General features: G+C 59.1%; 15 protein-coding genes and 1 tRNA gene. 5 read left to right on the top strand and 11 right to left on the bottom strand.

Going from position 1 to position 12,378, the window contains the following annotated elements; translation table 11 throughout:
- Nucleotides 1-27: 27 nt before the first annotated feature.
- The 11 genes from N2A98_RS01050 to N2A98_RS01000 all read right to left on the bottom strand — a co-directional run bounded on the left by N2A98_RS01050 (nt 28) and on the right by N2A98_RS01000 (nt 8,829).
- A complete protein-coding gene (locus tag N2A98_RS01050; protein WP_275622909.1) occupies nt 28-1,230 on the bottom strand; it encodes an HDOD domain-containing protein in 1,203 nt (400 codons plus the stop codon).
- Between the two features lie 214 nt (nt 1,231-1,444).
- Nucleotides 1,445-2,722, bottom strand: a complete 1,278-nt coding sequence (gene gabT / locus N2A98_RS01045) for a 4-aminobutyrate--2-oxoglutarate transaminase (protein ID WP_014716416.1) — start codon at nt 2,720-2,722, stop codon at nt 1,445-1,447.
- Nucleotides 2,723-2,899: 177 nt separating this feature from the next.
- Nucleotides 2,900-4,342 (bottom strand): NADP-dependent succinate-semialdehyde dehydrogenase, encoded by a 1,443-nt coding sequence (gene gabD / locus N2A98_RS01040; protein ID WP_275622908.1) that lies wholly within the window; start codon nt 4,340-4,342, stop codon nt 2,900-2,902.
- Nucleotides 4,343-4,761: 419 nt separating this feature from the next.
- Nucleotides 4,762-5,076 carry a RebB family R body protein gene (locus tag N2A98_RS01035; protein ID WP_003187551.1) on the bottom strand — a complete coding sequence of 105 codons (315 nt, stop codon included), beginning with the start codon at nt 5,074-5,076 and terminating at the stop codon, nt 4,762-4,764.
- A 50-nt stretch (nt 5,077-5,126) separates the two neighbouring features.
- Nucleotides 5,127-5,441, bottom strand: coding sequence for a RebB family R body protein (locus N2A98_RS01030; protein WP_003187550.1), 315 nt, complete (start codon nt 5,439-5,441; stop codon nt 5,127-5,129).
- Between the two features lie 79 nt (nt 5,442-5,520).
- Nucleotides 5,521-5,832, bottom strand: a complete 312-nt coding sequence (locus N2A98_RS01025) for a hypothetical protein (RefSeq protein ID WP_056782563.1) — start codon at nt 5,830-5,832, stop codon at nt 5,521-5,523.
- 40 nt (nt 5,833-5,872) lie between these two features.
- A complete protein-coding gene (locus N2A98_RS01020; protein ID WP_003187547.1) occupies nt 5,873-6,499 on the bottom strand; it encodes a hypothetical protein in 627 nt (208 codons plus the stop codon).
- Between the two features lie 82 nt (nt 6,500-6,581).
- A complete protein-coding gene (locus tag N2A98_RS01015; RefSeq protein WP_047712301.1) occupies nt 6,582-7,154 on the bottom strand; it encodes a hypothetical protein in 573 nt (190 codons plus the stop codon).
- Nucleotides 7,155-7,172: 18 nt separating this feature from the next.
- A complete protein-coding gene (locus tag N2A98_RS01010; protein ID WP_003187543.1) occupies nt 7,173-7,400 on the bottom strand; it encodes a RebB family R body protein in 228 nt (75 codons plus the stop codon).
- 103 nt (nt 7,401-7,503) lie between these two features.
- Nucleotides 7,504-8,046, bottom strand: coding sequence for a sigma factor-like helix-turn-helix DNA-binding protein (locus tag N2A98_RS01005; protein WP_177342979.1), 543 nt, complete (start codon nt 8,044-8,046; stop codon nt 7,504-7,506).
- 87 nt (nt 8,047-8,133) lie between these two features.
- Nucleotides 8,134-8,829: a Crp/Fnr family transcriptional regulator gene (locus N2A98_RS01000; protein WP_275622907.1), complete on the bottom strand. Its 696-nt coding sequence runs from the start codon at nt 8,827-8,829 to the stop codon at nt 8,134-8,136.
- A 216-nt stretch (nt 8,830-9,045) separates the two neighbouring features.
- Between N2A98_RS01000 and N2A98_RS00995 the strand changes: the two genes are divergently transcribed.
- The 5 genes from N2A98_RS00995 to N2A98_RS00975 all read left to right on the top strand — a co-directional run bounded on the left by N2A98_RS00995 (nt 9,046) and on the right by N2A98_RS00975 (nt 12,372).
- Nucleotides 9,046-9,122, top strand: a tRNA-Arg gene (locus tag N2A98_RS00995).
- A 167-nt stretch (nt 9,123-9,289) separates the two neighbouring features.
- Nucleotides 9,290-10,525 carry a tyrosine-type recombinase/integrase gene (locus tag N2A98_RS00990; RefSeq protein WP_275622906.1) on the top strand — a complete coding sequence of 412 codons (1,236 nt, stop codon included), beginning with the start codon at nt 9,290-9,292 and terminating at the stop codon, nt 10,523-10,525.
- 246 nt (nt 10,526-10,771) lie between these two features.
- Nucleotides 10,772-11,683 (top strand): hypothetical protein, encoded by a 912-nt coding sequence (locus tag N2A98_RS00985; RefSeq protein ID WP_275622905.1) that lies wholly within the window; start codon nt 10,772-10,774, stop codon nt 11,681-11,683.
- Between the two features lie 87 nt (nt 11,684-11,770).
- Nucleotides 11,771-12,037 (top strand): AlpA family phage regulatory protein, encoded by a 267-nt coding sequence (locus tag N2A98_RS00980; RefSeq protein ID WP_275622904.1) that lies wholly within the window; start codon nt 11,771-11,773, stop codon nt 12,035-12,037.
- Nucleotides 12,034-12,372, top strand: coding sequence for a hypothetical protein (locus N2A98_RS00975; protein WP_078740119.1), 339 nt, complete (start codon nt 12,034-12,036; stop codon nt 12,370-12,372). Before N2A98_RS00980 ends, N2A98_RS00975 begins: the two co-directional genes overlap by 4 nt.
- Nucleotides 12,373-12,378: the final 6 nt, after the last annotated feature.

Here is a 12,378-nt window from a genome sequence, read left to right as displayed (position 1 = left end):
AACTCCCACAGTTGTTCGGTGGGTGTTTCAGGTTTTGCGCACTCGGGTGAGTTCCGGCAAGCCGACCTTGAGCAGCCGTGCGGTCTTGCTGCCTGCCAGTTCTTCGAGCCCTTCGTGCTCGGTCAGCCGCGCCATTTGCACCGCCAGGTTCACCACCAGGGCTTCGCGCGAATACACCCCGCCTTCAAGTGAATAGATCCCCGCGATCAACTGCCGCAACTCCAGCGGCAAGCGCCAACGTGTGCGCAATGCCGAACCGTAGGCGGCGCCAAAGGCGTCGAGGCATTCGCCGATGGTTTGGTCATCCAGGGCACCGCCGCCCTGGCGCCAGTCTTCCAGGCAGCGCAACAAAGCCAGGTCGCCCAAGCGGTGCAGGATGCAGGCGCTGTAGCAACGCTCGTGATCGAGCTCCAGCATGCGCGCCAGGCGCCGGGCGTAGTCGGCGCTGTCCTGGGACAGTTGCCAGTGCCGCTCGGCGTAGGCCACCAGCCCAGGGTCACCCAACACTACGTTGTGCTTGAGCGCCAGGCCGAGGATGAGGTTCATGCTCTGGCCGGGCACCAACTTATGCAGGGCTTCTGGCAGGGTCTGCACCGGCGTGCCGTGGTAGCCGGCGCTGTTGGCGGCGGCGATCAGTACGGCGGTGATTTGCGGGTCGCTGTGTACCTGGTCTTCCAACTGCTTGAGGTCCAGGCCTTCGGGGCCGAGGCTGTGTTGCACGGCCGCTTTCACATCCACGCGCAGTGGCGCCCCATCGCAGACCTCACGGCGCCGCTCCAGGAAGGCGGACAAGGTCATGCCCGGCGCCAGCGGTGGGATCTCGCAGTACACGCTTTCGCCTTCGTTGAGCAGCAGGTCTTGCAGGCGCTGGGTCAGGCTTTCCATGTTCAGTGGGCGGGTGAGGTAGGCGGTGGGCGCCAGAGGCAAGGCTTCGCGCACGCTGGCGCTGTCGTTGCGACTGCTCAGCAAGATAAACGGCAGCGAGCGACGCTTCTGGCGCACGCTGCGCAGCAGGCTCAGGCCATCCACGCCCGGCAGCTCCCAATCTGCCAGGATCAGGTCATAGGTTTTTTCGCCCAACAGCGTGGCGGCGTGCTGCCCATCGGCGCACACATCCAGCCGTGCGTCACAGCGCACATTCAACAGCACTTGCTTGAGCAGGTCCCGCGACCAAGGGTCTGCTTCGGCGATTAACACTCGGGGTACAGCGGGTAAATCAACAGCAGTCATCCAGCACGCTCCATCGGCAATGCTTGCACCTTAGACAATGCAGGCGCGTGCGTACAATGAAGCAGGCACAAAAAAACCGCCGAAGCGGTTTTTTTGCTTTTTCTTTTTGTAGGAGCGAGCTTGCTCGCGAAGGTCGTCAACGAAAACGCGGGCAGCCTTTGAAACGCGGTGCCTGGGGGTTTTTCGCGAGCAAGCTCGCTCCTACAGGGGCGTGTCAGAGTTCGGAGAAGCACTCTTCGATGATCGCCAGGCCTTTGTCCAACTGCTCGTCCGGCGAGGTCAGGGGCACCAGTACGCGCAATACGTTGCCGTAGGTACCGCAGGACAGCAGGATCAGGCCCTTGTCACGCGCCTTGGCCACCACGGAGGCAACAGCGGCAGCGTTTGGCTTGTGAGTATCGCCGTCTTCGAACAGCTCAACCGCGATCATCGCGCCCAAGGCACGCACTTCGCCGATCACCGGGTACTTGGCCTGGATGGCCTTGAGGCCAGTCACCAGGCGCTCGCCCACGGCCTTGCAGCGGTCCAGCAGGTGTTCTTCTTCGAACACTTCCATCACGGCCAGGGCCGCGGCGCAGGCGATCGGGCTACCGGCATAGGTGCCGCCCAGGCCACCCGGGGCGATGGCGTCCATGTATTCGGCCTTGCCGCACACACCGGCCAGCGGGAAGCCGCCGGCGATGGATTTGGCGAAGGTGGTCAGGTCGGCGGCAACGCCCATCTGTTCCATGGCGAAGAAGGTACCGGTACGGCCGGCACCGGTTTGCACTTCGTCGGCGATCAGCAGGATGCCGTGCTTGTCGCACAGTTCGCGCAGGCGCTTCATGAAGGCTTTGGGCGCGACGTAGAAACCGCCTTCGCCCTGCACCGGCTCGATGATGATGGCGGCGATATCACGCGGTTCGGCATCGTTCTTGAAAATGCGCTCGATGCTGGCGATGGAGTCGTCGACGCTCACACCGTGCAGTTCGTTGGGGTACAGCGCACGGAACACGCCGCCCGGCATCAAGCCCATGCCGGCCGAGTAAGGCACCACCTTACCGGTGAGGCCCAGGGTCATCATGGTGCGGCCGTGGTAAGCACCGGTGAAGGCGATTACACCGGCACGGCCCGTGGCGGCGCGGGCGATTTTCACGGCGTTTTCTACCGCTTCGGAACCGGTGGTGACCAGCAGGGTTTTCTTGGCGAAATCACCTGGCACCTTGGCGGCGACTTTCTCGCACACTTCTACGTAGGGCTCGTAGGCCAATACCTGGAAGCAGGTGTGGGTCAGCTTGTTGAGTTGCTCGGTCACGGCCGCGATGATTTTGGGGTGCACATGGCCGGTGTTCAGCACGGCGATACCACCGGCGAAGTCGATGAACTCGCGACCTTCAACGTCGGTCACGGTGGCGTTCTTCGCGGAGTCGGCGAAGATCGGGTGAATCTGGCCAACACCGCGCGGTACAGCGGCTTCACGGCGTTTCATCAGGGATGCGTTGGTCTTGCTCATAAAGTCCTCATTCGCCGCTCATCGGGCGGCGTGGCTCAAGGATAGGTGGCGGGGAGGCAACTACGGCAGCATGCGATGATCGACTGCCACAGCTTTCCCGGCCACTGCGAATAACCATGTGAAACACGCAAAGGGGCAGCGCTCTCGTGCCCTCTGCGTTTACTGCAATCCCGTGCCTTAGATGCCCAGGCAGAGGTATTTGATTTCCAGGTAGTCCTCGATCCCGTACTTGGAGCCTTCACGGCCCAGGCCCGAGGCCTTGATGCCGCCGAACGGCGCCACTTCGTTGGAGATCAACCCGGTGTTGACGCCGACCATACCGTATTCCAGGGCCTCGGCCACACGGAACACCCGGCCCAGGTCGCGGGCGTAGAAGTAGGAGGCCAGGCCGAACTCGGTGTCGTTGGACATGGCGATCACTTCGGCTTCGTCTTTGAAGCGGAACAGCGGCGCCAGCGGGCCGAAGGTTTCTTCCTTGGCGACGGCGGCGTTTTTCGGCACGTCGACCAGGATGGTCGGTTCGAAGAAGTTGCCTTCCATCACCTTGCCACCGGCCAACAACTTGGCGCCTTTGCTCAGGGCATCAGCGATATGTTCCTGCACCTTGGCCACGGCTTTTTCGTCGATCAGCGGGCCGGTGGTGGTGCCGTCCTCCAGGCCGTTACCGATCTTCAGTTTGGTCACCGCCACCTTGAGCTTTTCAGCGAAGGCGTCGTACACCGAATCCTGAATGTACAGGCGGTTGGCGCAGACGCAGGTCTGGCCGTTGTTACGGTACTTGGAGATGATCGCGCCTTCGACGGCCTTATCCAGGTCGGCGTCGTCGAACACGATGAACGGTGCGTTACCGCCCAACTCCAGGGAAACTTTCTTGATGTCCTTGGCGCATTCGGCCATCAGCTGGCGACCAATTTCGGTCGAGCCGGTGAAGGACAATTTACGCACGATGGGGTTGCTGGTCAGCTCGCCGCCGATGTCGCCAGCGCTGCCGGTGACTACGCTGAGCACGCCTTGAGGGATACCGGCGCGGTGCGCCAGCTCAACCAGGGCCAGGGCCGAGAATGGCGTTTGCGAGGCGGGCTTGATCACCATGGTGCAACCGGCGGCCAGGGCCGGGCCGGCTTTGCGGGTGATCATCGCCGCAGGGAAGTTCCACGGGGTGATGGCTGCGGTCACGCCGATAGGCTGCTTGATCACGATCAGGCGCTTGTCGGGCTGGTGGCCGGGGATCACGTCACCGTAGATGCGCTTGGCTTCTTCGGCGAACCACTCGATAAAGGACGCGGCGTAGACGATTTCGCCCTTGGCTTCGGCCAGCGGCTTGCCTTGTTCGAGGGTCATCAGGCGGCCGAGGTCGTCCTGGTTTTCGATCAGCAGCTCATACCAACGGCGCAGCTTGTTGGCGCGCTCCTTGGCGGTGAGTGCGCGCCAGGCTGGCAGGGCCTTGTCGGCGGCTTCGATGGCACGGCGGGTTTCCGCGGCGCCCATCTTCGGCACGGTGCCGAGAATCTCGCCCGTGGCTGGGTTGTTGACCTTGATGGTTTGACCATTGTCCGCATCGACCCAAGCGCCATCAATGAAGGCTTGCTGGCGGAACAACTGGGTGTCTTTAAGCTGCATGTCGGCTTTCCTTAACAGCACCGCGCGCACGCGGAGCGAATTAGAGTTGTTGAAAGGCGCCTTGTGGGCGATGTCTTTGTAGGAGCGAGCTTGCTGGCGAAAAATTCAAAGGCGCCGCGTAAAACCAGAAGCGCGACGTCATCGTTAACGATTTTCGCGAGCAAGCTCGCTCCTACATGGCATCAGCCTGGGGCTGCCGTCAGGGAAATCAGTCCAGCACGCCAGGATAGGTGAAAGCGCACGGGAGACAGAGCGTTTGAAATCTCAAACGAATCCTAGGATCAATGGGGGTGCAGGGCAATAGTCTGTTCAAAAAAAAGAACGATTATGGCGCATCGGGCTCATCTTTCGGATCAAACGCACACACGGCAACAGCCCCGGAGCCTTGTGGGCGCCGGGGCTGTTGGGGGCTTTGCAGCTTAAGGTTGGAACGACTTGAGCACGGCCAGCAGGCTGGTCAAGTTGTCGGCCACGCCGCCCTGGGCGACTTTTTCGGTGGCGGCGGCGCCAGCGGTGGTGTCGACGCTGTAGATCTGCATTACGCCCTGGTTGGTGGCCGCCTGAGCCAGGGTGTTTTGTTGCTGTTGGGCCGAGACCGAGTTCTGGAACAGAATCGCCGTGGCCTGGCCCATGGATTGGTAAATGGTGCTCATGGCCATCGCGGGTGATTCGGCAACCACTTTGACGTTGGTCTGGGTGACGGCATCGGTGATTTGCGGGCTGACTGTACTCATGGTGGAAACTCCTGGGTTGAGAAAGAACAACATCCGTTATTGCTCAGTGCTTAAGGCTGAAACGACTTGAGCACGGTCAACAGGCTGGTGAGGTTATCCGACACGCCGCCCTGGGCGACTTTCTCGGTAGCCGCCGCACCTGCGGTGGTATCGACGCTGTAGATCTGCATCACGCCCTGGTTGGTGGCCGCCTGGGCCAGGGTGTTTTGCTGCTGCTGGGCCGACACCGCGTTCTGGAACAGAATCGCCGTGGCCTGCGCCATGGATTGATAGATAGTGCTCATCGCCATCGCAGGCGATTCGGCCACCACTTTGACGTTGGTCTGGGTGACCGCGTCGGTAATTTGCTCGTTGACTAATGGCATGATCAATTTCCTTATTTAGTACACGGTGCATTCCGTGTTCATCAATGAACGTTGCGAAACAGGCGCTGTGAAACCTGGTTTAGGGTTTCGCTGCGGGACCCAACGCCGCTTCAATCTGGGCGATCAACCCTTGGATCAGTGCCTGCACTTCCTTGCGTTGCGCGTCCTGGTCGGGAGCTGCGCCGTCCAACACCTGTCGCAGGGCCGCTTCACGCTGCTGGGCAGCGGTCTTGAGCGCTTGTTCGTTGGCCTTCGATTGCTCAAGCACCTGGGTGGCGCGCTTGAGGGTTTCGTCGACGATGGCCTGGGGCGTTCCGGCGAATACCTGCGGGTTGCGCAGCATTGCTTCGAGCCGTTGGCGGTCGTCGGTGGACAGGACCGAGGGTTGCATATCGACCTCCTTAGGGGCTGCCTTGGCGGCGACACGCCCGCTAAAGCCGCACCTCAACGTTGTCCTGCCAGAAACCGGCAAAGTAAAAGTGTGGCGAAGAATCACAGAAGGTCGCCAACTCCGCAGGCGTGATGGCGCTGGGCTGGTTGGGAAAAATGGCAGGCGGAGGCGGTAGCAGGTTGGCCTCGTTGTAGAGGTTGCCGACTTCATAGCAGTTGGCCGCGAATTGCGAACAAAAGGACCCGCTGCCAATGTCGATAGACTCGTTGATCCGCGTCACCAGGCTGGTATCGGAAGTCCAGCGCCGGAAAGCCGAAATCATCGCGTTCCACACACTGTAGCGGCCCCGAATATCACCGCCGATCTTGTCAAAGTAGAACTGCTTGGCAGCCACCGTCGCCGCCTCGCCCAGCTCGGTATCCACGCAGGAAAACACCATCGCCGAGCGCGGCGGCTTTTCCAGGCTCAGGTCGGTCAGGGCCAGGCCACTGCCGACACTTTCGATCACCATGGTGTCGCTCACCGCAATCGCTGGGTGAACCACATTCAAGTAGGTCGTGTCCTGCGAGAACACCTTGGCCTTGACCAGTTGACCGGCTTTGATAAACGCCCGCGTTGCGCTGTCGTCATCTTGTTTGACAGAAAAAATAATATCTCCAGGCTGCATGATGTCGCTCCTCACTCAAGAAAAGTTGCTTTCAAGTTGCTGTTGCACCGCCCCAGCAGAACGCTGGAGCGCTGTGCTCGGTTCAAGCCGCTGGCGCGGCCCGGTTGGCCAGGGTGCTCGCGTACTTGGCGATGCTCTGGTCGATCTTGTCGATGGCCACGCTGGCGGCTTCGGCTTCCATCGCACCGGCAGCGGCAGCCACGGCGGCAGCGGCGCCCACCAGCAGGTCGGTGGCCAAGGCGCCCAGGGCGTCTTCGGCAGCGGCTGGCAGGTTGTCCTTGACGATGTTCTCGGTCATTTGCTGGAGCAGCACGGCCTGGGCCGCCAACGCGATCTTGCTGACCCCGTCGAAGTACCCCGCCGCCGCTTGCGCCACCAGCCCGGCCGCCTGGCTGATCATCATGTCCGCCGGCACCGCGATCTGCGCTGGGGCGTAGGCAAAGTTCTGCGAATTGGTGAACTGCACCGCCTGCACAATCTGGCTATTGAGCGCCGCCGTGCTGTCGGATGACGGCGCGCTCACCTGGTTGAGCAGGTGCTCGTTCATGCGCGCCATGATCGAGCGCGAGGCCGGTGCGGTAGGCGCCGGCGCAGGTGGATCGGCGGCGGGCGTTGCTTGGGAGGCGGCGGGTTTCTTTCTGCTGAACCACGACATAATCGATCTCCCGAGGGCTCAGCCCTTCTCGCCAATCTGCATGATCAGCGCCACGGCCTTGGAGATCACCGCGTTGGAAATCTGATTCATCGCCTGCTGGCTGTTGACCGCATTCTGCAACGACAGGCCCGCCGCGCTGCTGGCCACCTGGTACAGCGACGCGATGGCCTGGGCCGGCGCCTCGGCTACCACCTTGACGTTGGTTTGAGTGACCGCGTCGGTGATCTGGCTGTTGACCTCTGTCATACATCTCTCCTTGATGGCATTCACCCAGGTTTGGGTGTGGATAGCGGCGGCGTGCTGCGCTCATACCACTAGAACGCCCCACGCCAGCATGTGTGAATCACCTTCAGCGCAACGCATCGCGCAGCAGTTGCACGCGCTTGCGCACCAGCGGCAGCTTCACGTGCAGCTCGGCGGCAATTTGCGGGTAAGGCAGGTCATCGACAAAACGCATCTCGAACAATCGCTGCTGCAACAGCGGTAACCGTGCGACGTGCGCCTCGAGCTGCTCCAGGCGCTCATAGCATTCCACCCGCTCCAGCACCGAAGCGCAGGGCGCGGCGAGCGCGGCCAGGTGATCGTGCTCAAGGTCTACCGAATCATCGAACAGCCGCCCCTCGCGCTTGCTGCGCCGCAAGCTGTCGAGAAACACATGGTCGAGCACCAGAAACAGAAACCCCTGAGGGTCGCGAATGCGCTCCGGCGAGCGCCGAAAAAACAACAGGGCCTTGATCGCCGTGGCCGCCAACCACTCCTGGCCCTGATCCAGATTGCCCTTGGCCCGCCGCAACGCCCGGCGCCTAAGCTCGCCGTGCACAGCGCGCCAACTCGCTTCGAACAAACGGTCATCGGCGGCCCATTGATCCTTAAACTGAACAGTCATCCCCATCGCCAGCACTCCTGTGCATCCTTGATGAAGGGCCAGTCTGCGAGGGCTCGACGGGGGTACGCTGTTACCTGGGGAACACCACCACAACTAATTCAGCGCAAAAGCCTTGCGCCGCAACTGCTCAACATCGTTGATCACCATGCGCTCCAGATCGCCGCTGATCACCCCACTGCGCCGCCACACTTGCAGCTGCACATTCAACTTGGGGCGACTGGTATTCAGCATCGACGCCAACACCCCCTGGCTTGCGGGCAACGACACACTGGGCAAAGCCAACGCCAGGTCGATCTCGCCCAGGTTGGCCAACAAAAACCGCGCCAACCGCGACTCCAGCCGATGCAGGCACACCAACTCCAACAACTCGATGACGTGCAGCAACCGCAGCATCATCAGCATCAACAAACGCCGCAGAAACACCGGCTCCTCAAACAACACAGCAAAATGCCGGCTACCCAACTGCAACAAACGCGTAGGCCCGCTGGCAAAGGTAGAAGACTCGCGCCCATGATCCTTGATCAACGCCGTCTCCCCCACCACCTGCCCGGCCCCGGTACTGCCGATAATCTGCTCGCGCCCATCCGGCCCATGCACCACCGAATAAATCCGACCCTCCACCACCAACGCAATGAACTCGAGGGTGTCGTCCTTGAAATACAACAGCTCACGATCATCCAGCGTGCGCTCCACCATATGGGTGGCGACGTAGCGCAAGAGATGCTCCGGCATACCTCGAAACAAATCGGAGCGAGCCAGCAGGGTTTGTCTGAGCGGGAGATCGAGCATCACGGTTCCTTTGGAATGCATGCGTTCACCTGAGGAATTGCGGCGTGGAAGCGGTGTAAAGCCACAAGAGCAAAGCAAACAAAGGGACGTGCGGCGCGGGGAGTTGTGAATGAGGGTGGCAATTAGCCATTTTTTGTCGGAAATGGACGACAGGGGGCGGGGGGAATACCGGAATGGACGCATCAGGTCGACATGGGTATGATGTCGCCCGCACAAGCATCCGTAGCTCAGCTGGATAGAGTACTGCCCTCCGAAGGCAGGGGTCGTGGGTTCGAATCCCGCCGGGTGCACCATATAGCAGTCTCGGGCTGTCTCAGACAGTCTACGAAACACCCCAAGAAGCCCGCCCTGTGCGGGCTTTCTTGTTTCTGGCTATCCATCCCTGTCTACCCCTATAACTTCCCGCCGTGTATGCCCACGTGTATGCTTTGAGATTCCTATAACTGGAGGCATACAGGAAGTGAAGCGCACTGAAATCAAACGCCGCCCCTTAGCAGACACCACGCTTGCAGGCCTGGAGCCTGAGCACACAACGTATCGGGAGCAGGACGGGAATGGCCTGTACTTCCGGGTGAAACCTAACGGGCAGAAATCATGGGAGCTGCGCTACAAAAAGCCAGACGGAAAATGGTCTTGGCTGGGTCTGGGCGGCTACCCGGAAATCAGTGGCTCATTGGCGAGACAGAAAGCAGCTCAACTGCGTGAAGACGCATCGACCGGCAAAAATCCATTGGTGAGTAAGCACGCTCGGAAGGTTGCAGACCAGGTTGCTGCCAACAACACCTTTGAAGCGTTAGGGCGCGAGTGGTTTGAGGCCAGACGCACAAGCTGGGAATCAGGTACGTCTCGACGGGTACTTGGCGCACTTGAGCTTCATGTGTTCCCCGTCTTCGGAAAACGCGTGTACACAGAAATATTGCCCCTGGAATGGATGGAATTTCTACGCGGCATGGAGCAGAAGGGGATCATTGAACAAATGGGCCGAGTTCGTGCCTTTTGCAAGGAGATCTATGACCTGGCCCGCGTAACAGGACGAGCCGTCCACAACCCCCTTGAAGGTCTCAGCAAATTCCTGCAATCACGTAGCGCTGAAAACTATGCACACGTTTCGATTGAAGAACTGCCTGCGCTACTTCGAGCGATCAACTCCTACCCTCACGCAAAGGACGTTCGTATAGGGCTTCGCTTGCTTTCCTTATTAGCATCGCGCCCTAGCGAAATCCGAGAAGCACGCTGGTCAGAAATCGATCTCTCCAAAAAGCTATGGACGATCCCAGCCGAGCGAATGAAACGTCGTCGCGAACATGTGGTGCCTCTCTCTCGGCAGGCAATCGAAGCGCTCGCTGAATTACGAACACTTACAGGTGCGTACCCTCTCCTATTTCCAGGCAGGAAAGACAGGACAATCCCCCGTAGCAACACCGTCTTTCTAATGGCGCTCCGCAGACTGGGATATGCCGGTCGGCAAACAGGCCATGGCTTTCGTCACATCGCGAGCACCATACTCAATGAGCAGGGTTTCGATGAGAATCACATTGAGGCACAGCTCTCTCATGCAAAGGAGGGGATCGCCGGGGTCTATAACAAAGCGGTGTACCTCCCTCAGCGCAGAGTGATGATGCAGTGGTACGCCGATCATCTTGATTCCCTAGTGGCCGGAAATGTAGTGCACGGTCAATTTGGGAAGGTCGTGTGAAGCAGCTAACCCTGTACCCCCTAAAAAATAGCGTTACGGGTGTTACGCGTGTTACGCACTCACTCAAGACATTGTTTTTATTGAAAATATTCAGCGTTACACGCAATGCGAAGTCTGTGAACACCACGTGTTACATCGAGCAGTCGTGTTACAGAAAGGCCACACCCGCAACCCTGCTGGCATCGGCGTTTCCATCCGAAAATCGCTGCGTTAGCTCACTGGCCTCGGGGCGGCGGGGAGACCTAAATGGAAACTGAGCTAGGTGTGGAGCTAGAGATCGCCGGCGTAGATGTCGACTGTCTACTTTGGGATCTCGACGATGTTGAAATCGCTGTTCGCACGTTGTCGTTGTATCACCAATTCTCCGAAAGATTTAGCGATGCGTTTCACTGCATCGACAACGCGATGTCCTACTGGCTAGAGGACGGTCGCTACGCTGACTGCGCAGAATCAACTACGACGAAGATGTTTCACCTTCGAAGCGTGATTGATCAGCACGTTTGTTTTTCCGAAGCGACCTCACTACCTAGAGTCATTCGAGGCGTCCTAGGGATCAATCACCCAGCCAGCGACACCCAGCTTGTAGCAACCTATGCGCTCATTCAGGCAGTCGAGGCAGTAACGGCACTAGGCAACTGGCTTTTCAACCTAGAGCTGCGTCTTTACGACCTTGACTATGATCTAGTCGAACAGATCAGGCTGACTGACGCCACCCAGTATGCTTCTCTCCTCAAAAGGGAAAGGGAGCGTAGCAGCGAACTTGAAATAGAGGCCCGGGAGGAGTTCGCCATTCGGTATGGCGAGACCTCAAAAGCATTGATGTTAGCTTCGCTATACCAAGAAGCTGACCACACGGACAACCTCCGGAACGACTTGAGCGCATCTCGGTTTCTGCGAACTGCACTGGATCAGGCATTTGCAGCAAAAGCGTCGGAAAGAGCCAAAGCAGCCGGGAAAGCCAACAGCAAGCCGGGGACAGCGAAGCAAGAGAACACCAAAAAGCTTTTTGAAGAGATAAGCAAATCGGCAATAAAGCAAATCGCTATTGACCCCAAAATATCAGCGGCCGACCTCGTCAAAATACTCGTTAAACAGGGCAAGGGCTCTATACCAACCGTAAGGAAATACCTAAAGAAAGGCGGTTTTCTACCAAGATAATTTTTATGCAGTGGAAGAAAAGCAAACCATGTTTGCTTTTTTTTTGCCTCTTAGTCTGTGCCTGTCTTTCACTTTACAGGCACGACTATGACGAGCTCTCTCCCCTCCAAACCCGTACACATCAAAAATCTGGCGCCCGCAACAAGGTTAATCAGAGTTACTGAAGTAATGGCCATTGTAGGCCTCGCCCGCCCCACCATTTACAAGCTCATGAGCCAGCCTGAAAGCGGCTTTCCACAAGCAGTAAAGCTCACCGACAGCACCGCTCGGGGGGCGCCCGTCGCATGGGTCCTTTCTGAAGTTTTGGATTGGACTCACGCACGCATCGCTGCTCGCGACAGGGTGGCTGCATGACTCCTATGTTCCTGCCACAAACAACTTCGGACACCGGTGACTTACTCGGCATCGGCCTTCTACCCAACGTTACTGCCAAAGGCCAAGACCGCCTCCGCACATTGCGCGATGACGCCATATCAAAAGGGGCTCACGTAATGCTTCTCGTCTGGCCATCTCGCGAGTGGGTGATGCTCTCAATCGAGCCGCCAGAAGGGATGCTGGTTGAGGATACCGAGCAGCTCATTCCGAGTGTTCAAGCCAACGTGACTGCGCTGGAGCTGATGCTTACAAACTCCCGGCATGGCAATCACTTGTTCTGGATGAACTTGAGTCGTAACGCCTCCCAGCACTAACGAAAA

This window comes from Pseudomonas sp. FJ2-5-13 (genome assembly GCF_029201605.1).
Classification (GTDB): Bacteria; Pseudomonadota; Gammaproteobacteria; order Pseudomonadales; family Pseudomonadaceae; genus Aquipseudomonas; species Aquipseudomonas lactis.
Note: the sequence above shows the minus strand (reverse complement) of the source record. Positions and strands in the feature narration are given on the sequence as shown.